We start from the raw sequence: 21,065 nt of genomic DNA, 5'->3' as shown, positions 1-21,065 counted from the left end.
AATTATAATTTTCAAATGTTAAGAAAAAACATTTTAGCTTACTATGGGGCGAATTTTCTCTTAACCATCGCGCAAAGCTTGCCCCATGCGATTTTAACCCCTTTGTTGCTTTCTAAGGGGCTTAGTTTGAGTGAAATCTTGCTCGTGCAAACCTTTTTTAGCTTTTGCGTGTTGGTGGCTGAATACCCGAGCGGTGTTTTAGCGGATTTGATGAGCCGGAAGAATTTATTCCTGGTTTCTAACGCCTTTTTAATCGCTAGTTTTTCGTTTGTGCTGTTTTTTGATAGTTTTATCCTCATGCTTTTAGCGTGGGGGCTGTATGGTTTGTATAGCGCATGTTCTAGCGGCACGATTGAAGCTTCACTCATCACAGACATTAAGGAAAACAAAAAGGATTTGTCCAAGTTTTTAGCCAAAAACAATCAAATTACTTATTTGGGCATGATTATAGGGAGTTCTTTGGGGTCGTTTTTGTATCTCAAAATCCATGCGATGCTGTATATCGTGGGGATTTTTTTAATCATGCTTTGTGCGCTAACGATCATCATTTATTTTAAAGAAAAAGAAAGGGATTTTAAAAGCCAAAAAAGTTTGAAACTCCTTAAAGAGCAAGTCAAAGGCAGTCTTAAAGAGCTTAAAGATAACCCCAAGCTTAAAATTTTGTTAGTGGGGCATTTGATTACGCCTATCTTTTTTATGAGCCATTTTCAAATGTGGCAAGCGTATTTTTTAAAACAAGGCGTTAAAGAGCAATACCTTTTTGTGTTTTATACCGCTTTTCAAGTGATTTCTATTCTTATTCATTTTTTAAAAGCTTCAAATTACAGCCAAAAAATCGCCTTGAGTTCGCTTGTGGTGTTACTAGGCGTTAGCCCCTTATTGCTTATGAATATCCCTTATTTGTTCATAGGGGTGTATGCGCTCATGGTGGCGTTTTTCACTTACATGAGTTATTGCTTAAGCTATCAATTCTCCAAATTCGTTTCTAAAAACAACATTTCATCGCTCTCATCGCTTTTATCAAGCTGTGTGCGCGTGGTCTCTGTGCTAATCTTATCGCTCAGCAGTCTGGAACTGCGTTACTTCTCGCCCCTAACTATCATAACCATGCATTTTGCCCTAACGCTCATCTTCCTCTTTTTCTTTTTGTATAAGGCTAAGCCGTTTGATGAGTGAGTTTGCTTTAAGACTGCAACCTTTTAGCGATTTCTTGCGCAACATCATAGCCATGATTTAATGCGGTAGCGATGCTCGCTCCTGATTTGAATAAAATATCGCCCACGATGAACAAATTAGGGATATTGTTGCTCTCTAAATTTTTTTTCACTATGGGGATATTCGTGCTAGGATCTAATTCCAAAGAACAGCGTTTAAAAAACTCTAAAGGGGTAGAGCCACCGATCGCATACAGCAAGCGATCAAAACTCTCGCTTGTGTTATCGGTGAAATTAACCTTAATTTGAGTGTTATCTTCTTCTAAGCTTTCAATATCCACTCCAAGCTTGCTTTTAAGCGTGTTATTGCCTAGGACTTCTTGCAAGTTTTTAGCGTTGTCTTCATTGATGCGGCTGAATTCTTTTTTGCGGTAATTGAGGGTGGTAGGGGTGGTTTTGCACAAAGCAATGGCGTATTCCACCGCTGAGTTGCCTCCGCCGATCACAAGGGTTTTTTCATTTTCCTTACAATCGTTGATGCTAAAAACCACTTGTTTGGAGAGCGCAACAGGGATTTTATAAGTAGGGCGGTTTGGCTGGCCCATTTTCCCGATCGCAACCACCACAAATTTAGCATGATAGGTTGTGTTAGAAGTGGTGGTGATTTTAAAGTATTCGCCCTCTTTTTTCACGCTCTCAATATCGGTTTTATAGCTTGGCGTGATGCGGTGCTCTTTTAAAAGGTTAGTGAAATTCTCTAAAGTTTCTTCTTTAAAGCTGTCTTTAAAAGGGATATGCCCTTTAAGCTCTACGACTTGCTTTTTATAATCTTTATCAATCCTTTTACCGGCTTTATAAAACTTCTCTAACATGCCTGAATGGCTTTCGGTTTTTTCGCATAAAAGCACCTTTTTAACGCTGGCTATTTCACATTCTACGGCCGTGGCAATGCCTCCAGGCCCTGCGCCCACTATCAATACGTCTAAAATTTCTTGGTTCATTTCTATCCTTTTTATTTTAATTTTTTTTAATTCTTTTGGCGTTTTTCTTGTAAAATCGCTTCGTTCAAATCGCTCGCGCTATCATACAACACGCTTTCAAGCATGCGTTTTTCATCGTCAAACTGACCGCTTTTGACCCCCCATAAAAACGCTATTAAGCCTACCAATCCCATAAGCACTGAGACAACTAACATGATGGTTAAAATTTCTGTATTCATCTCTATATCTTTTAGGTTATTAGGATAATGCTGTCATTATACTAAAAGATAGCGTTTAAATCACCAACAGGTTGGATAAGTTTGGATAACATGAAAATTGAGAAAACTAAAAAGAGGGTTTTTATGCAAGAAGCGTTGTTGCGTTTTCAAGAGGGTTTTAAGGAGTGGGGTTATCTTATTTTGTTTTTATATTCTTTAGGGGGCGGGTATGTGGGGATTGTCATCGCTTCTATTTTGAGCGCTACCACGCACGCTTTAGATATAAAAATAACGATTTTAGTCGCTTTTTTAGGGAATATGGTAGGGAGTGGGGCTCTTGTAGTCTTTGCCCGTTATCAAAAAAGAGAGTTTTTAAAGTATTTCCAAAAGCATAGAAGAAAGCTTGCTTTAGCGAGTTTGTGGGTGAAACGCTACGCCTTGCTCATGATTTTTGTCAATAAATATTTGTATGGGGTTAAAAGCGTTGTGCCTTTGGCAATTGGTTTTAGCAAATACCCTTTAAAAAGGTTTTTATGGCTTAATGTTTTTTCTAGTTTTTTGTGGGCGTTAATCGTGGGGAGCGTTTCTTTTCAAGCGAGCGATTGGGTGAAAACGCTGTATGAAAGGCTTTCTCATTACACTTCGTTTTTTGTGATAAGTTTTACTCTTATAGCGCTTTTAATATGGTTTTTATTGAAACGATATTCGCACAAAATGGGTTTTTAAGCAAGATGTTTAATTAAATGCGCTAAACTACGCCCACAAGCATTCGCATAAGTGGGTGCGTTAATATCTTTAAACACAAGGATTGGAATATGGGAAAAATTGGTATCTTTTTTGGGACAGACAGCGGGAACGCTGAAGCTATCGCTGAAAAAATCAGCAAGGCTATTGGTAATGCGGAAGTGGTTGATGTGGCTAAGGCTTCTAAAGAGCAATTTAATGGCTTTACAAAGGTTATTTTAGTCGCTCCAACAGCCGGTGCGGGCGATTTGCAAACAGATTGGGAAGACTTTTTAGGCACGCTAGAAGCGAGCGATTTTGCTAATAAAACCATTGGGCTTGTAGGCTTGGGCGATCAAGACACTTACAGCGAAACTTTTGCAGAAGGCATTTTCCACATTTATGAAAAAGCTAAAGCCGGCAAAGTGGTAGGGCAAACTTCAACCGATGGTTATCATTTTGAAGCGTCTAAAGCGGTAGAAGGCGGTAAATTCGTGGGTCTAGTGATCGATGAAGACAATCAAGACGATTTGACAGATGAAAGAATTGCAAAATGGGTAGAACAAGTTAAAGGTTCTTTCGCTTGATCTTTTAAGCCCTAAGTTTTAGGGCTTTTTTAAACTTCTTTTTATATCTTTAATGCTAGAAATAGATAACCAAACCCCACTAGAATCAGACTTTTTATTATTAGAAAAAATCGCAAATATTTTAGCCCCCACTCAAATCGTTGAGCTTGTTTTAGTGAGCGATGAAACCATGCGAGAAATCAACAGGGATTTAAGGGATTGCGATTACGCCACCGATGTTTTGAGCTTCCCTTTAGAAGCGATCCCTCACACCCCTTTAGGGAGCGTGGTGATTAATGCACCATTAGCTCAAGAAAACGCCCTGAAATTAGGGCATAGTTTAGAAAATGAGATCGCTCTTTTATTCATTCATGGGGTGTTGCATTTGTTAGGCTATGACCATGAAAAAGACAAGGGCGAACAACGCCAAAAAGAGAGCGAACTCATTAAGGCGTTTAACTTGCCTTTGAGCTTGATTGAACGGGTGCAAGATTGATTTTTGGCTTTGTTTCATCAAATGCTGATAAATAAAGCTTTTAATTTCTTTTAAAATAGGGTTTTAATTACTTTGTTTTATACTTTAAATTTTATTTTATGGTAAAGGGGGGATAAGAGGTAACATTTTCTCCTGCAACCCCCCAACTAAATCCCACTAACCCCTAAGACTGCATTATAAAAAACTATCCTAGCGTCAAGCTCTTTCGTATTGGATTATAAAAAATGATTTTAGTGTTTTTTAAAGCCCTTCATAATAATACGACTGCGTGATGGCTTTAATGAAAGTGATGGGATCGTTGATATTAGAACTCAAATGCTTTTTTAAAAGCGTTTTGATTTCCAAATCATTCACAGGACTCCTTTCCATTGCGCTCAAATAAGCGGCTTTATCAATCCTATCCCAAAGCACAATTTTTTTTAATTCCTTCTTAAGCAACAAATCAAGCCATATCCTTGTGGCTCTGCCATTACCCTCCAAAAAAGGGTGAGCGATATTCATTTCCACATATTTTTCTATGATTTGATTGAAATTATTTTGCGGCATGCTCTCAATTCTGGGTAAAATCAAATCCAAATACAAGCAATTAGTGAACCTGAAATTCGAAATATTTTTATCCCTGATTTTCCCGGCAAATTCATACAGCCCTTCAAACAAAAACCGATGGATTTCTTGCAAGGGCTTGATTGCGCCTACTTCTATGGTGTCAATCAGACCGCTTTGGATCAAATGCTTGGCTTTTTCTAAACTCTGCCTGTCTAAATGCATCGCGCTGATTTTTTAAGAGTGTTAGAGGTGCATTTTTTTCACGCTTTCATGGCAAGCTTCTATAAACGCTCCCCTAACCCCCTTTTTTTCTAAAACGCTCAAGCCTTCAATCGTTGCGCCTTTAGGGGTGCAAATTTGCTCTATGATCACCTCAGGGCGTTCTTTTTCTAAAAGCTTGGCAAAACCCTTAAAACTCATTTTCACCAATTCTAAAGAATCTCTAGCGTTCAAGCCCTCTCTAATGCCGGCGTCTTTCAAACCGCTCGCTACCAAGCTTAAAAACGCAAGCGCGCTCCCGTTGGTCGCTATACTGGCATCCACCTGCTCTTCATTTCCCACTCGCACGCAATTCCCAAAACTCTCAATAATGCTCAAAGCCTTTTCGCTTATTGAAGGCGCAACCGATTTTTCACACACCGCCGTAGAAGAAAGGGCGAACTTGCTCGCAATGTTGGGCATGCATTTTAAGTAATGTAAAGAATCAATTGCACTGCTTAAAGCTTCAAAATTTACCCCGGCTAAAGCGCTCAAAACGCTTTTGGCTTGCCCTTGATAATTAAAATCCTTAAGGTTATAAGGTTTAAAAAGTAAAAACACGAATTTTTGGTGTATATCAATAGCGTCTTTGTAAGGCACGATCTGGGCTTGAATGTTTTTTTCTTGTAAAAAGGGGGCGATTTTTTCAGGGTTTCTTCCGGTGATTTCTAAAATAAAACGCTTGGATAAAATTTCATGAGAGCCTTCTAAAATCGCTTGAGCCATATTCCCATAGCCGATGAATTGTAAGGTTTCCATGACGCACCTCTTTTTTAAAATCCCATGATGTAATTGATATAGAAAGTATAAAGCCTCCTGTAGCTCACATCAGCCCCGGCGCTATTCAAATACGCTTGATTGATGAGAGGCACTTTAATCCCAAATTCCACGCTCTTTTGGCTGATGACCCCTTGATTGTGGAATTTCTTAGCGAAACGCTTGAACTCCGCGAAGTTGGTGCGCACCCCAAAATTCAGCGCCACTTGAAAATTCGTTGAATGGATGTCATTAGCGTTCCCCCAATTGTCAATGATTTGTTGCCTTAAGGAGCTAAGCCAAGTCGCACCACCTAGTTGGACCCCAGCAAATAGCCCAAAATTCAACGCTTTAGTGTTGTAAGTCCTTCTGAACAAGTTCCATAAAAAATCCGTGCCTACCCCATAAGCAAAGATATTCGCTTTCACGCTTTGATTGGCCACGCCTATTTCACTAAAGCCGTAATCAAAGAAAAAATAATGCCTAAGGCCCAATTTCCTAGCCTTACCAAAGAAGTATTTATAACCTATGCCAACCCCTAAGCCATTGCTCATGCCGTGTTGGGTGCTTTTAGCGGCCGCATACTGGCTTAAAACGGGTTGAGAGCCGTAGTTATTGGCTTGATTTTGCGCATTTTGAACCTGATTTCTGGCGTTAATCATCGCATCAATGAGCTTTTGTTCTACCATAAAGAAGGTCTTATCCCCTAAAAGCTGTCGTAAGGTTTGCGAGAATGACTGAATGGTGGTGGTGTTAGAAGTGATTTCTTGGAGCAAGGTTAAAATCGCGTTAGGGCTAATATCGTTTTGCAAAGCTTGAAACCCTTGAGAAATAGCGCTCGTAATGGCTTGAAAGGCGCTTTTGAGACTCTCATTACTAGCGTTGTTGTCATTATTTTGGATAAACCCGGCGGTTTTGATAAATTCGGTGAGCAAATGGATTAAATTATTCGTATCGCTCACCCCATTCGTGGGGATTGCCCCTAAAAGGTTGATAAGCCCACCGGAGCAAGTAGCACCACTACTACCGCTACTACCATTACACAAATTACTGAGACTGCTGCTATTATTTTTTAGCGCTTCAAAGAATTGTTTTAAGCCGTTTTCAACGCCTTTATTATTCCCAGAGCTAGCGATGATGTTGGCTATTTTTTGGGCGTCGCTATAAACTTTTTGTAAATTGCTGTCGGTTGTGGTGGTGGTTGCGTTAGTGGCGCTTTGTGTTTTGCTAGGGGTGTAGCAATTGCTCCCACTGCCTCCATTGCTTCCGTTGGTGCATGTTTGGTAGGCGTTATTAGCATAAGTCCCTAACTTCCCATCACTGGCGTCTGTGAGCATTTGGTAGGCTGTGTTGATTTCACTAGTGCCATTCCCGCTTCCACTGCTTCCGCCACTCGCACCATTGCCCCCATTAACCCCCTTAAGATTTGTGATGATTTGATTGAGCAAACCACCGCTAGTGAGCGTGATTTGTTGGACATTGTAGGTGATGCTGCTCCCACCATTGCTCCCACTTTGAGTTGTTGCTTGTGTTTGATACCCTAAAGCGCTTTGCAACCCGCTGTAATAAGCCTTAGAATCGGACCACTGCTGATAGCACCAATTGCTATTACTCCCATTCGTTCCGCTTGCGCATGCGTTATTATTGTTGGTTGCCCCACTTGTTTGTTGGGTTTGTTGGCTTTGATTAATTAAAGCGTTCATGTCTGTAGGCACTTGCTGGTTAATGGTATTGATGAGCTGGTAGAAATTCGCTCTCAATTGGATGCGTAAATCTTGGTTATTGTTAGGTGTCATCTCTTGCGATTGACTCCCATTAGTGTTATAAATCGCATTCGCCCAAGCTTGGATATTATTTTCTTGGTTTTGAAAAGCGCTTTGAACGCTTTGTTGGAAATTATTGACATTTTGCAACACGGTGTTTAAAGCTCCCATTACCGTGCTGTTAGGGGATTGTGTGGTTGGCCCACTATTTTGAGCTAAATTGGCCGTTTTAGCTTCTTCTTCATTGTTCACCACCACCACCGCTTTCAGTTTGGGAGCGTTGCTTTTAGCTTGAGCGGTAGCACTAGTCCCATTAGTAGAGCTTAAAATGTTTTGCAATTTGGCGTTCCCGCTGATGCTCAAACCCCCTGAAGAGCTGGTATTGCATGAGCTTGTCCCGGATTGTGATCCATTGTTGCATAATATTTTGGCGTTGTTTTGCAAATTTTCTTCTGAAGTTTTTAAAGAGTTATAAACGCTCCACACTTGAGAGACAAGGTTGAAAGAATTCACGCCGATCTGCTCTTTGCCGTTGATGGTTTGGACTTTGGAGGTAGCGACTAAAGAATTGTCAAAGCTGTTTGTGCTGTTTGTAGAGCTATTTGTGGAGCTTGTTGCTGAGCATGAAATCCCGCTAGAAGCGCTGCTAGTAATACTCCCGGTAGCGCTTGCGCAATCATAGGCGCTGATATTTTGCCCTTGAGCGTTGGTAACGGTGCCGATTTGGTAGTTGTTAGAAGTGTTTTTGAGCAGGTTTTTAGGCTCAGTGAAACTGATCCAAGAAATTTGTTTTAAAGCGTTATTGTATTGTTCTATCGTGCTTTCATAGGCTTGGAAATTCAAGGCGTTGTGCAAGTTGTTTAAATTATAGGTGGTGTTGTTGATCGCATTGTTGTCTAAAGTGTTGATAGCGACGCTTTGAAGCTTTTGAGCGATGGCTTGGACTTGCTGGTTGGCTTGGTTATTTGAAGTGGGGGCTGCGGCTAAAGGGGCTAAATTTTGGATGAATTGCTCCAAACACTGGACTTGATTGGCGCAACCATTGTGGTTATTTTGATTATTAGCGCTTAATGTCCCTTGTAAGGTGTTCATTAAAAAGGTGTTGTTGTATTGTTGTTGGTTGTTGCTGTTTGAAGAAGTAGAGCCTAAAATGGAATTAGCTGGATAGAATACGACTTGTCCCGGTGGGTTTAGCACCACATGCGTTGAGGTTGTGGTGGGGAAAACCCCCACCCCTAAAGTGTTTAAAGCGTTAACAAGAGCGCTCACATAAGCGGTATTGTTGCTAGAAGCGTTCACCGCACTGGTTAGATTGGTGAGTAAGGATTGCGCATAAGTGGTGCTAGTGGTTTTAGTGATGCTGTTTTCAATTTGTTGCAATAATGCTGTCATGGATTGCACAGTGTTTTGGAGCTGGGCTTTGACTTCTTGGGTGTTGTTGCTGGGATTAAGGCTATTGATAGAGCTAATGATGCTAGTGCTTAGCGCGATGCCCTGATCAAACGCGCTTTGGGTGTTGGAAAGGAGTTTGGCTGTGATTTGTGAAGAGTGGGCTTTTAAGGGGTCAGAGCTTCCTTTAAGCCCTATGATTTGCTGGGAAATGCTAGAGATTTGACGGCTAGAATAAAAGTCTTTTCTTTTGCCAATTTGATTCAAGATATTAGAAATGCCCTCTAATTGGTTGCCCACCGTGTTACTCACGCCATAGCCTAAAGCGTCAATGACGCTTTGAGAGCTTAAAGTGATAAGGCCGGTAGTAGGCCCTGCAATGTTGATCGCGCTTTGGGTTACGCTGTTGATGATATTTTGATTTTCTAAAAGTTGTTTGTTATTGATGAATTGTTGCGTGCCACCGATTTGATAGCCTACAGACATATACCAGCCATTGTCTTCAGCTAAGAGGGAGCCAATTAAAAAGAGTGGTATGAATTTTTTAGCTTTTTTTATCATATTTTTCCCTTATTTTGTTTAATCAAAAGCCTATGTTGTAGCCCACATAAAAACTAAAGGCTCTTCTATACTTCGCTGTAACGCCTTCTGATTGGTAATAGGTGTGATAAAGCACCGGTATTTTAAGGCCAAATTCTATCCCTTGAGAAAAACGAGACCTTCTTTGCTTGGCGATTTTGGAAAAATTGGTCCTTATGCCTAAATCAAAAAGGAATTGAAAAGAAGTGTCCTTAGGCTTAAGATGGTTGCCATCCACTTGATCTAAAAAGTTCGTTTTCCAGGTTTGCCCTGCAAATTGGATGCCGGCAAAAAAACCGATATCTATCGCTTCAGTCCCTCTTTTTCTCGTAAAAACATTATAGAGAAAGTCTGTGCCTGCCCCATAGCTAGAGAGCGTGGCTTTCACTAAAGAGGGGTTTGAGCCAAATTGTGCGTAACCAAAATCATAAAAGCCATAATACCTAAGCCCAAACATGCGCTTTTTGCCAAAGAATTGCTTATAGCCCATTTTCACGCCAAAGCCGTTCATGTTATTAGAATTAGAGTTATGCTCTAAAAAATTCCTGGCAAAGCCCATTTGATAGACTTGATTCACTTTAGTTTGCATTTCATCAATCACCCCACCAATCACTTCTTTAGAGCGATAAAGCCCATAAGCCATTAAAGTTTTTGCCGTGGGGGAATAGGGATTGGCTAAAATCCTGTCTATTTGCGCAGGGGTGGGGGCGTTTGTGGCTTGCTCTAGTTGGTTTATGATCACTTTTTGTTCTTGTTGGGCTTGTTGTGGGGTTAAACTATTTTGTGGGGTTACATTATTAGTATTAGCTTGCCCCCCATAGCTAGGCAAGAAATTCAAACCTTTGTTGTTTAAATCCAAGTAAGGGGCGACCCAATTGGTGATGAAATTCCCATACGCTTGGGTGTTATTGAGCAGGCTTTCCCCATAGTTGATCGCGTCTTGCATCTGGCTATAGCTTGAAGTGCCTGTGAGTTTAGCGGCCTTGTTGGCGAAAACTTGCATGCCTGAAAAAATCATAGAAGCGGTGATGCCATTAGCGATGATGCTATCCGCTAAATAATAGACTGCTGAGCTAGGGTGGTAGGTGTATTGGCCACTGCCTGATCCAATTGTCGCTCCAGCGGGCAAGGTTTTTAAGGGGGCTTGCGTGCCGTTATTATCACTTGAGTTTTTGGTGTAATAACCCGGACCGCTAAAGCTTTGGTAGCCTTGTTGGGAATCGCTGCCATTAGGGGCTTTGTTGTAAGTGAAACCAAATTGCTTTTCATTGGCTAAGCCCCCCAAAATCCCTGCTTGCATTAAAGCCTGGAAGATGTTTTGGGCGTTTTGGGCTATGGATTTAGCTTCGTTAGTAGCGGTACATTGGTTTTGGCTGCTGCAGATGTTTTGATTATTATTTGTGGTGGCTAAGCCGTCTTGTAAAAGGTGTTGCAAGACTTCAGGGCTAAAACTCACGGAATTACCGCTATTAAAAGATTTATTTGTTAAGGTTTGGTTATACCAGAGCGTGGTTAAAGCGGTGGTGATGTCATTGTTTAAAGCGTCCATGGTATTGGCTAGACCCTCAGGCAAGGCAATAACAGTGCTTTGATTGCCAAATTTGACTTCAACGAGTTTAGCGTTAGAAAGATTTTCAGGGTTACGGATTAAAGTCTCGCCGATGAGTTGGGTGAGCTTGTTTAAATTATTGACTAAAGATTGCATATCAAAAGTGGCATTGACATTGCCTCTTGGGGGGTTGTTGCCTGTATCGCCATTATTATTTTCTTTAGGATAGCCCCCCGCATAAAGCAAGCACCTTTTAGAAGGATCAGGGCAGAGCATTTGCATTAAAACCCTCGTTTGTTGGCCCATCGCTTCTAAATAATAGGCTAAAGGCACTGCCGCAGATTCTAGAGCGATAGCGTTTTGGCGGATATAAGTGGATGCGTCTTGACTGGCGTTAAGCCCTGAGTTATCCACCCTTTGAACGGCTAGAGAAGTTTGATAACTCACCCCCATGAAAAACCCATCATCTTCTGCCGCTAAAGGGTTAAGAAAAAATAAGGGGAGCAGGCTAGAAGAGATAAGCCATTTTTTATTAAAAATAAAGTTTTGCAAAGGGTTATCCTTTTGTTTTTAAAAGATTCGAGCTATCCTAATTTTATTTTATTTACCATTTAGTTTAGTGGTTAGTCGCTTAATTATTGATTAAAATGGGCTGTTTTAAGCGCTTAAGATCCTTTCAATAATGGTTTTCGCGCCGTCTTTAGCGATTTTTTGCTGCAATTTGGCGCTGATAGCGGTGAGGTTTTTATTGCCTTGATCGTCTTTTTGGTTGAGCTTTCTAATGACTTCAAAGAGTTTTTTGGGTAGTAATTCGTTTTGAGGCACGACATAGCACAAGTTTTCTTTTTCAAATTCTAAGACATTGTAATACTGGTGGTTATTGCTCGCAAAAGGGTAGGGGATAAAAATCGTGGGTAAGCCATTAGCGCACAATTCCCACACGCTGCTAGCACCCGCTCTGCTCACACATAAATCCGCTTTTTGCATGACTTCTATGATGTTAGTGTGGAAGGCAAACAATTCTATCTTGTCCAACAGCCCTAATTCCTGGTAAAAAAAACGCATTCCTTCATGAGCGTCTGAGCCACAAATATGCGTGATTTTAATCCCTTGTTTGGTGAGTTTGGGAGCGTTTAATAAAGCGAATTCATTGATCGCTTTTGCCCCTTGCGAACCGCCTAAAAATAAAATATGCTTGATTTCCGTGCGAGTCCTAGCGGAATCAAAAAAAGCGTTTTGCACGGGATAAGAGGTTAAAACATGGTTTCCTTTATCTTTAAAAGCATAGCTTGAAAACACCGCCTTAGCTTTAGGGGAAAGGTAGCGGTTAAGAGAGCCTTTAATCGCATTTTGCTCATGGATATAAAGGGGTATTTTATTGAGTAAGCTTGCAAAACTCGCCGGCCCTGCGCTAAACCCTCCCACGCTAATGGTGTGCGTGATCTGGTGTTTTTTTAAAATCTCTTTAGCTTTTAGGGTGGCTTTAGCTTGCAAGAATAAAGAGCCTATTTTTTTAAAAAAGCTTTTATTGACCACGCCTTGCGTGTTGAAAAAATAGCGTTCGCTAAATAAGGGGCTGTTTTCAAACCATTCTTTATCTTGCCCATAAGTGGAGCCTAAATAAATCGCCTCTACGCCTTGCTTTTCTAATTCTATGGCTAAGGCTTTAGCGATAGAGAGATGCCCCCCTGTGCCTCCCCCTGTAAGAGCGAATTTCATGCTAAAACCCTTAAGCTCGTTCTCTTTCTTTAATCACAAAGCTTTTCAAAGGATCTCTAAAGCCAAAATCCGGGTAATCCATCATAGAAAGCGCCACTTGAGCGCCAAAGCCGTTTTTGGAATTAAACACTAAAGGGGCTAAGAAATTAACCATAGAATCTTCTAAATTTTTTTGCAACACGACCACGCAATACACCTCCACTTTGGAATGAGAATCTAATTCTAGCAGTAATTCTATGTATTTGGGTATCACAAAGCTGTATTCCCTCAAACAATAAGGATTCACTAAAACCATATCCAACGCCATGGGGGAATTGGTTTGACTAATTAACCGGCTGAATAAGGAATCAATTTTTTCCAAACGCACTTCATTGATATGCTCAAATCCTAAAATAGGGGCTTTTAAAAAGTAATTCACTAGACTATCCTTTTTAATTTAAATGCTTTGTTGTATAATTTTGAAAAAATACGCAACAATTAAAAGCGTAAAAGCAAAAGGCGTTCCAAAATCCAACCATTTTTTAAGGAACGCTCTATTTTAGGATAAAAATAATAATGAAACAAGAACCCACCACCTACCAGCCCCAAGAGATAGAAAAAAAGATTTATGACATTTGCTCTCATAGGGGGTATTTTGAAATTGATGGCAATGAAGCAATCCAAGAAAAAGGCAAACGATTTTGCTTGATGATGCCCCCTCCTAATGTGACCGGTATCTTACACATAGGGCATGCTTTGACTTTAAGCTTGCAAGATATTTTAGCGCGCTACAAACGCATGGATGGGTATAAGACTTTGTATCAGCCCGGGTTGGATCACGCCGGTATTGCGACGCAAAATGTCGTAGAAAAGCAACTTCTAGCTCAAGGGATTAAAAAAGAAGATTTAGGGCGTGAAGAGTTTATTCAAAAAGTGTGGGAGTGGAAAGAAAAGAGTGGGGGAGCGATTTTAGAGCAAATGAAGCATTTAGGCGTGAGCGCGGCTTTTTCTAGGACTCGTTTCACGATGGATAAGGGCTTGCAAAGAGCGGTTAAATTGGCGTTTTTGAAATGGTATGAACAAGGTCTCATCGTTCAAGATAATTACATGGTGAATTGGTGCACTAAAGATGGGGCGTTGAGCGATATTGAAGTGGAGTATGAAGAGCGTAAGGGGGCGTTGTATTATATTAGATATTATTTAGAAAATCAAAAAGATTATTTAGTGGTGGCCACCACGCGCCCTGAAACTTTGTTTGGCGATAGCGCGCTTATGGTCAATCCTAATGATGAGAGGTACAAGCATTTAGTGGGGCAAAAAGTGATCCTGCCTTTAATCAATCGCACAATCCCTATTATCGCTGATGCACATGTGGAAATGGAGTTTGGTACAGGGTGTGTGAAGGTTACCCCTGGGCATGATTTTAACGATTACGAAGTGGGCAAACGCCACCATTTGGAAACGATTAAAATCTTTGATGAAAAGGGGATTTTAAACGCGCATTGCGGGGAGTTTGAAAATTTAGAGCGTTTAAAAGCCAGAGACAAGGTCGTAGAAAGATTAAAAGAAAACGCCTTATTGGAAAAGATAGAAGAGCACACGCATCAAGTGGGGCATTGTTATCGTTGTCATAATGTGGTAGAGCCTTATGTGTCTAAGCAATGGTTTGTCAAGCCTGAAATCGCTCAAAGTTCTATTGAAAAAATCCAACAAGGTTTGGCGCGGTTTTACCCTTCTAATTGGATCAATAATTATAACGCTTGGATGAGGGAATTACGCCCTTGGTGTATCAGCAGGCAATTGTTTTGGGGGCATCAAATACCGGTATTCACTTGCGAGAATGACCACCAGTTTGTAAGCCTAGACACCCCCTTAAGTTGCCCTACTTGTAAGAGTGAAAAACTAGAGCAAGATAAGGATGTGCTAGACACATGGTTTAGTTCAGGGCTGTGGGCGTTCTCTACTTTGGGGTGGGGGCAAGAAAAAAGCGGTTTGTTTAATGAAAACGATTTAAAAGATTTCTACCCTAACACCACGCTCATTACCGGGTTTGACATCCTCTTTTTTTGGGTAGCCAGGATGCTCTTTTGCAGCGAATCGCTTTTAGGCGAATTGCCCTTTAAAGACATTTACTTGCACGCCTTAGTGAGGGATGAAAAAGGTGAAAAAATGAGCAAATCTAAGGGTAATGTGATCGATCCTTTAGAGATGATAGAAAAATACGGCGCGGATAGTTTGCGTTTCACTTTAGCCAATTTGTGCGCTACGGGCAGGGACATTAAGCTTTCCACTACGCATTTAGAAAATAACAAGAATTTCGCCAACAAGATTTTCAATGCGGTGAGTTATTTGAAACTCAAACAAGAAGCTTTCAAAGATAGGGAGCGTTTGAACGAATACCAAACGCCTTTGGGGCGTTATGCGAAATCGCGCTTAAATTCAGCGACTAAAGAGGCGCGTAACGCTTTGGATAACTATCGCTTTAATGATGCGACGACTTTGTTGTACCGCTTTTTGTGGGGGGAATTTTGCGATTGGTTCATTGAATTTTCTAAAGTGGAAAATGGAGCGATAGACGAATTAGGGAGCGTGTTAAAAGAGGCTTTAAAACTCTTGCACCCTTTCATGCCCTTTATCAGCGAGTCTTTATACCACAAGCTCAGTAACACAGAGCTAGAAAATACGCGTTCTATCATGGTCATGCCTTACCCTAAAGATTTGGCGCAAGATGAGCCATTAGAGCATGAATTTGAAGTGATCAAAGATTGCATTGTGTCTTTAAGGCGTTTAAAAATCATGCTAGAAACCCCACCGATTGTTTTAAAAGAAGCGAGCGTGGGATTAAGGGAGAAAATAGAAAACACAGAGCGTTTGCAAACTTACGCCCAAAAATTAGCGAGGTTAGAAAAAGTCAGCGTGATAGCTCTCAAGCCTTCAAAAAGCGTGAGCGATGTGGGGGAATTTTGCCAAACTTATGCGAATTTAGAAAATCTTGATTTAAGCCCGCTCATTACACGTTTAAAAAAGCAGTTAGAAAAACTGGAAAAAGAAAAGCTAAAACTCAATTTGCACAATGAAAATTTTGTCAAAAACGCGCCTAAAAGCGTGCTAGAAAAAGCCAAAGAGAGTTTAAAAACGCTTTTAGAAAAAGAAAGTAAAATTAAGCAAGAATTGGATTTGTTAGAACAACCATAATAAAAAGGATAGAAAATGTTTCAAGCATTAAGCGATGGGTTTAAAAACGCGCTCAATAAAATCCGCTTTCAAGATGATGAAAAAGCGCTAGACAGAGCGTTAGACGAATTGAAAAAAACGCTTTTGAAAAATGATGTGCATCATAAAGTCGCTAGAGAATTGCTCAAAAAAGTGGAAAGCCAGACTAAACTTAGTGGCATCGGTAAGCAGCAATTTTTAGACGCTTTAGAAAAGAGTTTGTTAGAAATTTTAAGCGCTAAAGGGAGCAGTGGTTTCACTTTCGCTCAAACGCCCCCCACCGTGGTTTTAATGGCAGGTTTGCAAGGGAGCGGTAAGACAACCACCACCGCTAAACTCGCTCATTATTTAAAAACCAAAAATAAAAAAGTGCTTTTATGCGCATGCGATTTGCAACGCTTAGCAGCAGTGGAGCAATTAAAGGTTTTGGGCGAACAGGTGGGCGTGGAAGTTTTTTATGAAGAAAATAAAAGCGTGAAAGAAATCGCTAACAACGCTTTAAAAAGGGCTAAAGAAGCGCAATTTGATGTTTTACTCGTGGATAGCGCGGGGCGTTTAGCCATTGATAAAGAGCTTATGCAAGAATTAAAAGAGGTTAAAGAAGTCTTAAACCCCCATGAAGTGCTGTATGTCGCAGATGCGTTGAGCGGGCAAGATGGGGTCAAAAGTGCGAACACCTTTAATGAAGAAATAGGCGTGAGCGGAGTGGTGTTAAGCAAATTTGATAGCGATTCTAAAGGGGGTATCGCTTTAGGCATCACTTATCAATTGGGCTTACCCTTGCGGTTTATTGGGAGCGGGGAAAAAATCCCTGATTTAGATGTGTTTGTGCCTGAAAGGATTGTGGGGCGTTTGATGGGGGCTGGAGATATTATCTCACTCGCTGAAAAAACCGCCAGCGTTTTAAACCCTAATGAAGCCAAAGATTTGAGCAAAAAGCTCAAAAAAGGGCAATTCACTTTCAACGATTTTTTAAACCAAATTGAAAAGGTGAAAAAATTAGGCTCTATGAGTTCTCTGATCTCTATGATTCCAGGTTTAGGGAATATGGCAAGCGCGCTAAAAGACACGGATTTAGAAAGTTCTTTAGAAGTGAAAAAAATCAAGGCTATGGTCAATTCCATGACTAAAAAAGAGCGAGAAAACCCCGAGATTTTAAACGGCAGCCGAAGAAAAAGGATCGCTTTAGGGAGTGGCTTAGAAGTGTCTGAAATCAACCGCATCATCAAACGCTTTGATCAAGCGAGCAAAATGGCGAAACGCTTAACCAATAAAAAGGGTATTAGCGATTTGATGAATCTAATGAGTCAGGCTAAAAATCAAACACCCCCTAAAATGCGCTAACTTTTAAGCATGTTTTAGGCACTTTTGTTGTATAATCTCAAATTTAATATGAATATTTTAGGAGATTTTTGTAATGACAGTCATTAGACTCACGCGCATCGGGAGGAAGAAAAAGCCTTTTTACAGAGTGGTGGTAACTGATTCTAGGAAAAGAAGGGATGGAGGTTGGATTGAATCCATTGGGTATTACAACCCTTTAAGCGAGCCTAAAGATGTTAAGATTGATAAGGAGCGCTTGAGTTACTGGAAAGGCGTGGGGGCTAAAATGAGCGAGAGGGTGGAAAAACTTTCTCAAAAAGCCTAAGGTTTTGTGAGGCTAAATGCACGAATTGGATTCTTTAGATGCACCTTTTTCTCAAGATGAGTGTAAAGACTATTCGCATTGCGTGGCAACTTTTTTAGAAAAATATTTAAAAAAGGTTGTGTCTTTCCCGCAATCTTTGAGCGTAGAGCACACGCTTTTAGAAGATAAAATCAAGCAAATCACGATTTATACCCACCCATCAGACATGGGGCATGTGATCGGTAAAGAGGGCAAAATGGTGAGCGCGATTAAGGCGTTTGTTTCTGGTGTGAAAGCCAAAGACGGGTTTTCTTATAAAATCGTTGTTTTTGCTAGTAAAAATGGCGGTAAAAATCCCCATACTTTAGGCGATGAAACGCCTTGAATGGTTTCTATGCTTTTAGTGGGTAGGATTGGTAAAAGCGTGGGGCTTAATGGGGGGTTAAAGCTTCATTTAGAGAGCGATTTTCCGGAGTGCTTAAAAAAAGGCGTTAAGGTGAGCGTTGCTCCCTTGAACGCTTTCTCTTGCGCTTCTTCTTTTAAAGAATATGTAATCCATTCTTATGAACATGCTAAAAACCTGTTGTTTTTAGAAACTATCCACACGCCTGAAATGGCTAGAGAGCTGACTAATTTGGGGCTTTTTATGAGCGAAACAGAGAGTAAAAAACTCTGTGTTTTAAAAGAAGGGGAGTTTTTTTATTGCGATTTAGTAGGGCTTAGCGTGGTGGAAGAAAATGAGATTTTAGGAAAAGTCATAGAAATTCAAAGGATTTCTCAAACAGATTATTTCATGATTGAAACCACGAGAAGTTTGGTTGAAAAAGGTTTGGCTAAGATTTTTTTAATCCCTTATAGGGATTTTTATATCAAAGAAATCCTTTTGCAAGACAAAAAAATAACCACCCATAACGCTAAAACGCTTTTAGAGAATAGTTGAGTGAAATTCAGCGTTTTAACCCTTTTCCCGCAACTCGTATGGCCTTATTTTGAAGATTCTATTTTAAAAAGAGCGTTAGAAAAAAATCTTTTTGAATTAGAGGTGTTAAACCTTAGAGATTTTAGCGCTAATAAATATCAAAAAGCGGATCACACGCTCATTGGTGGGGGTGCAGGGCAAATTTTAGACCCTGAAATGATAGAAAACGCGCTCCATTCTGTTAAAAACCCTAAACACACGATTTTTTTAAGCGCGGTGGGCAAGCCTTTCAAGCAAACAGACGCGATGCGTTTGGCTCAAAAAAAGCATGTCGTTTTGGTGTGCGGGCGTTATGAGGGCTTTGATGAACGCTCTATTGAACTTGACGCTGATGAGGTTTTTTGTATAGGCGATTTTATTTTAACAGGGGGCGAGCTTGGGGCGTTGTGCTTGATAGATAGTATCGCTCGCCGCATTCAAGGGGTTTTGGGTAACGCCCAATCTTTAGAAAATGAGAGCTTTGAAAACCACTATTTGGAAGCCCCTAATTTCGCTAACGCTGTTTTTAAATCCAAAGAAATCAATAAAATCCCTGCACCTTTAGAATATTCTAAAGGAAATCATGCTAAAATCAAGAAACTGAAACTTGATTTGTCAAAATTAAGGACAAAATTTTACCGCCTTGATTTATTCAAACAGCACAAATCATGAAATTGACATTAAGGAAAACACATGAAAAACCGCTACATTCAGCAGTTTGAAGACGCTCAATTAAAAGACAAGACCATGCCAGCATTTAAAGCTGGCGATACTTTGAGATTGGGTATTACCATTAAAGAAGGTGAAAAAACACGAACTCAGTATTTTGAGGGCGTGTGCATTGCGATTAGAGGCAATGGCGTGGATAAGACTTTTTGCGTGCGTAAAATAGGGGCTAACAATATCGGCGTGGAGAAAATTTTCCCTTTTTATAGCGAAAGTTTGGCGAGCGTTGAGGTGTTGCGTCTGGGTAGGGTACGCCGTGCGAAGCTCTACTACTTGCGCGATAGGAGAGGTAAGGCAGCAAGGATTAAAGAAATCCGCCATTAGTTTTTTTAAAGCTCTTTTTTAATAATAGGGGGTTTCCCTAAATTTTTGAAAGAGTTGATTAAGAAAAACTCTCTTTGAGGGTTGAAATCCACTTTTTCAACCCTTTCTTTTGTAAGAATAGTTTTTCTTTTAAGTTCTACTACCAAATTTTTTAAAGCTTTCTTTGAGATTTAATCTCAAGGCAGGGCTTTACCGCTTCTTTTCTAGCTTGCTATCTGTTAAACTGAATTTTTGGCTCTGTTTTTAAATGGAGCGTTGGTTGTCAAATTTTAAAAGGCGAATGTCTGTATTGGATGAGAACAGAACCTTTATTTTCTTTAAAAAACAAGGCATGTTTAAATCCCCATGCTATACTCAACCCTTATGGCAAAATTCATATTCTGGGAGAAAGCATGGAAAAAACTGAAACCACGATTTTTGTGGATTGGGAAAATCTACTCGCCGATTTGAGGGCAATCCAAGAAACGGATGATCGTTTTAAGGAGCCTCATTTCAATTTTAACAACCCCGAACAACTCTTAGCGCTAATCCGTTCGTTTTTGGAGCCTGAAGAAATGTTGGATCAGATTTATTTTTATGTGTCTGAACCTTTCACAGAAGTCGAGCCTAGAATCAAGGGCAAGAAAAACGAAAAACTTAAGGAGTATAAAGAGAATAATCCCAAAGATTATGAGGAAAGAGTGAATAAATCAGGGATTATCCAATCTTTCAACCACAATATCGCCCAACAAAATCAAGTGAAATTACGAGTCGGTCGGGTAATGTTTGAATTCGTATATGAGTTCGAAGGCAAAGAAGTCTATGGTCTAGAAGCCAAAATTCCCATACCGCAGTTAAAGTTGCGTCAAAAACAAATTGATGCGCTGTTGGTGCACGATATTACCAAGCTATATTGCACCAAACAAGGAGGGTGTATTTTGTTGTTCAGCAAGGATACCGATTTTGTGCCTGTGTTAGAAGCCGCTTGGGAGAAAGGCTTTGAAGTCTTCATCGCCAAAATTAAAGAAAGCCCCATTTCTGTCCCTTCAGACTTGAAGAAGTCTTGCGATGTGAGAGAGCGCAGTGTCGCCGAAATTGTAGATAATTTGCCTCAGCACACCCCCAAGAAAAAGAACTTTTCCCCAAAGAGCCTTTTAACAACCCCTTCAAGGACAAACTCCCTAAGAAGAACTAACGCACTTTCCTCGCCAAGGGGACAAAAAACACCCAATTTAAAAAGGTTAGCTTAAGCGGATTTTTCTAATCCATGATTTCACTTTTTTGCTTTCTAATTATGGGGTGATTTTTGAAAACGGAGACAAGTTAGCACTTAATAGCGTATTTATGGGGAATGCGTGCGTGTTTTTGGCGGTATTTAAATTCTCAAAACCCAATTGTTTTAAAATTTTAACTTACTTTGTCAAAAATTTTTATAGTTTAAGCAAACCTTAAGCTTTCTATGACTATACTTTCACTTCCTTGTTTCAGCAAGGGCTTTTAAAAGGCCGCTTGATACCTTACAAGGATAGCTGATTGAGCAAACGATCTTTGAAAACTAAGCAA

At 40.3% G+C, this 21,065-nt stretch carries 19 protein-coding genes and 1 pseudogene; 12 read left to right on the top strand and 8 right to left on the bottom strand.

From position 1 onward, the window contains the following. Positions 1-15: 15 nt before the first annotated feature. A complete protein-coding gene (locus tag EAL87_RS04465) occupies positions 16-1,176 on the top strand; it encodes an HP1165 family MFS efflux transporter (RefSeq protein WP_120913245.1) in 1,161 nt (386 codons plus the stop codon). A gap of 7 nt (positions 1,177-1,183) precedes the next feature. On the opposite strand, the gene EAL87_RS04460 is transcribed toward EAL87_RS04465, so the two are convergent. After that, the gene (locus EAL87_RS04460) at positions 1,184-2,155 is read right to left on the bottom strand and encodes an NAD(P)-binding domain-containing protein (protein ID WP_120913243.1); all 972 of its coding nucleotides are present in this window, start codon (positions 2,153-2,155) and stop codon (positions 1,184-1,186) included. A 26-nt stretch (positions 2,156-2,181) separates the two neighbouring features. Further along, a complete protein-coding gene (gene ccoS / locus EAL87_RS04455) occupies positions 2,182-2,373 on the bottom strand; it encodes a cbb3-type cytochrome oxidase assembly protein CcoS (protein ID WP_001090949.1) in 192 nt (63 codons plus the stop codon). Between the two features lie 123 nt (positions 2,374-2,496). On the opposite strand from ccoS, the gene EAL87_RS04450 reads away from it, so the two are divergent. The 3 genes from EAL87_RS04450 (at position 2,497) to ybeY (ending at position 4,137) form a co-directional block, all read left to right on the top strand. Next, positions 2,497-3,078 carry a DedA family protein gene (locus EAL87_RS04450; protein WP_162972614.1) on the top strand — a complete coding sequence of 194 codons (582 nt, stop codon included), beginning with the start codon at positions 2,497-2,499 and terminating at the stop codon, positions 3,076-3,078. Between the two features lie 89 nt (positions 3,079-3,167). Beyond that, positions 3,168-3,662, top strand: a complete 495-nt coding sequence (locus EAL87_RS04445) for a flavodoxin (RefSeq protein WP_120913241.1) — start codon at positions 3,168-3,170, stop codon at positions 3,660-3,662. Between the two features lie 52 nt (positions 3,663-3,714). Continuing rightward, positions 3,715-4,137, top strand: a complete 423-nt coding sequence (gene ybeY, locus EAL87_RS04440) for an rRNA maturation RNase YbeY (protein WP_120913240.1) — start codon at positions 3,715-3,717, stop codon at positions 4,135-4,137. Positions 4,138-4,377: 240 nt separating this feature from the next. Here the strand turns inward: ybeY and fic are convergent, their stop codons facing one another. The 6 genes from fic to fliW all read right to left on the bottom strand — a co-directional run bounded on the left by fic (position 4,378) and on the right by fliW (position 13,114). Further along, the gene (fic, locus tag EAL87_RS04435) at positions 4,378-4,905 is read right to left on the bottom strand and encodes a protein adenylyltransferase Fic (RefSeq protein ID WP_120913238.1); all 528 of its coding nucleotides are present in this window, start codon (positions 4,903-4,905) and stop codon (positions 4,378-4,380) included. 21 nt (positions 4,906-4,926) lie between these two features. Further along, positions 4,927-5,700, bottom strand: a complete 774-nt coding sequence (gene proC / locus EAL87_RS04430; protein ID WP_120913235.1) for a pyrroline-5-carboxylate reductase — start codon at positions 5,698-5,700, stop codon at positions 4,927-4,929. Between the two features lie 14 nt (positions 5,701-5,714). Continuing rightward, the gene (gene hopL, locus EAL87_RS04425; protein ID WP_120913233.1) at positions 5,715-9,410 is read right to left on the bottom strand and encodes a Hop family outer membrane protein HopL; all 3,696 of its coding nucleotides are present in this window, start codon (positions 9,408-9,410) and stop codon (positions 5,715-5,717) included. Between the two features lie 22 nt (positions 9,411-9,432). Beyond that, positions 9,433-11,529: a Hop family outer membrane protein HopI gene (gene hopI, locus EAL87_RS04420; protein WP_120913231.1), complete on the bottom strand. Its 2,097-nt coding sequence runs from the start codon at positions 11,527-11,529 to the stop codon at positions 9,433-9,435. A gap of 105 nt (positions 11,530-11,634) precedes the next feature. Continuing rightward, complete coding sequence (gene murG / locus EAL87_RS04415; RefSeq protein WP_120913229.1) at positions 11,635-12,696, bottom strand: undecaprenyldiphospho-muramoylpentapeptide beta-N-acetylglucosaminyltransferase; 1,062 nt, start codon at positions 12,694-12,696, stop codon at positions 11,635-11,637. Between the two features lie 10 nt (positions 12,697-12,706). Next, the gene (gene fliW, locus EAL87_RS04410) at positions 12,707-13,114 is read right to left on the bottom strand and encodes a flagellar assembly protein FliW (RefSeq protein ID WP_039084749.1); all 408 of its coding nucleotides are present in this window, start codon (positions 13,112-13,114) and stop codon (positions 12,707-12,709) included. A 137-nt stretch (positions 13,115-13,251) separates the two neighbouring features. Between fliW and valS the strand changes: the two genes are divergently transcribed. The 8 genes and pseudogenes from valS to EAL87_RS04370 all read left to right on the top strand — a co-directional run bounded on the left by valS (position 13,252) and on the right by EAL87_RS04370 (position 20,697). Then, positions 13,252-15,870 carry a valine--tRNA ligase gene (gene valS / locus EAL87_RS04405; RefSeq protein ID WP_162972605.1) on the top strand — a complete coding sequence of 873 codons (2,619 nt, stop codon included), beginning with the start codon at positions 13,252-13,254 and terminating at the stop codon, positions 15,868-15,870. A 15-nt stretch (positions 15,871-15,885) separates the two neighbouring features. After that, the gene (gene ffh, locus EAL87_RS04400) at positions 15,886-17,232 is read left to right on the top strand and encodes a signal recognition particle protein (protein ID WP_000484796.1); all 1,347 of its coding nucleotides are present in this window, start codon (positions 15,886-15,888) and stop codon (positions 17,230-17,232) included. A gap of 73 nt (positions 17,233-17,305) precedes the next feature. Beyond that, positions 17,306-17,536 carry a 30S ribosomal protein S16 gene (gene rpsP, locus EAL87_RS04395; RefSeq protein ID WP_120913225.1) on the top strand — a complete coding sequence of 77 codons (231 nt, stop codon included), beginning with the start codon at positions 17,306-17,308 and terminating at the stop codon, positions 17,534-17,536. A 16-nt stretch (positions 17,537-17,552) separates the two neighbouring features. Next, positions 17,553-17,900 carry a KH domain-containing protein gene (locus tag EAL87_RS04390; protein WP_120913223.1) on the top strand — a complete coding sequence of 116 codons (348 nt, stop codon included), beginning with the start codon at positions 17,553-17,555 and terminating at the stop codon, positions 17,898-17,900. Then, positions 17,901-18,455, top strand: a complete 555-nt coding sequence (gene rimM, locus EAL87_RS04385) for a ribosome maturation factor RimM (protein ID WP_120913221.1) — start codon at positions 17,901-17,903, stop codon at positions 18,453-18,455. Continuing rightward, positions 18,456-19,145 (top strand): tRNA (guanosine(37)-N1)-methyltransferase TrmD, encoded by a 690-nt coding sequence (trmD, locus tag EAL87_RS04380; protein ID WP_120913219.1) that lies wholly within the window; start codon positions 18,456-18,458, stop codon positions 19,143-19,145. It abuts the gene before it with no gap. Between the two features lie 21 nt (positions 19,146-19,166). Continuing rightward, positions 19,167-19,523, top strand: coding sequence for a 50S ribosomal protein L19 (gene rplS, locus EAL87_RS04375; protein WP_120913217.1), 357 nt, complete (start codon positions 19,167-19,169; stop codon positions 19,521-19,523). 392 nt (positions 19,524-19,915) lie between these two features. Then, positions 19,916-20,697 (top strand): annotated as a pseudogene (locus tag EAL87_RS04370) (NYN domain-containing protein). Positions 20,698-21,065 lie beyond the last annotated feature (368 nt).

Origin of the sequence: Helicobacter pylori, assembly GCF_003636935.1 — a bacterium.
GTDB classification, from domain to species: Bacteria; Campylobacterota; Campylobacteria; order Campylobacterales; family Helicobacteraceae; genus Helicobacter; species Helicobacter pylori_CH.
Note: the sequence above shows the minus strand (reverse complement) of the source record. Positions and strands in the feature narration are given on the sequence as shown.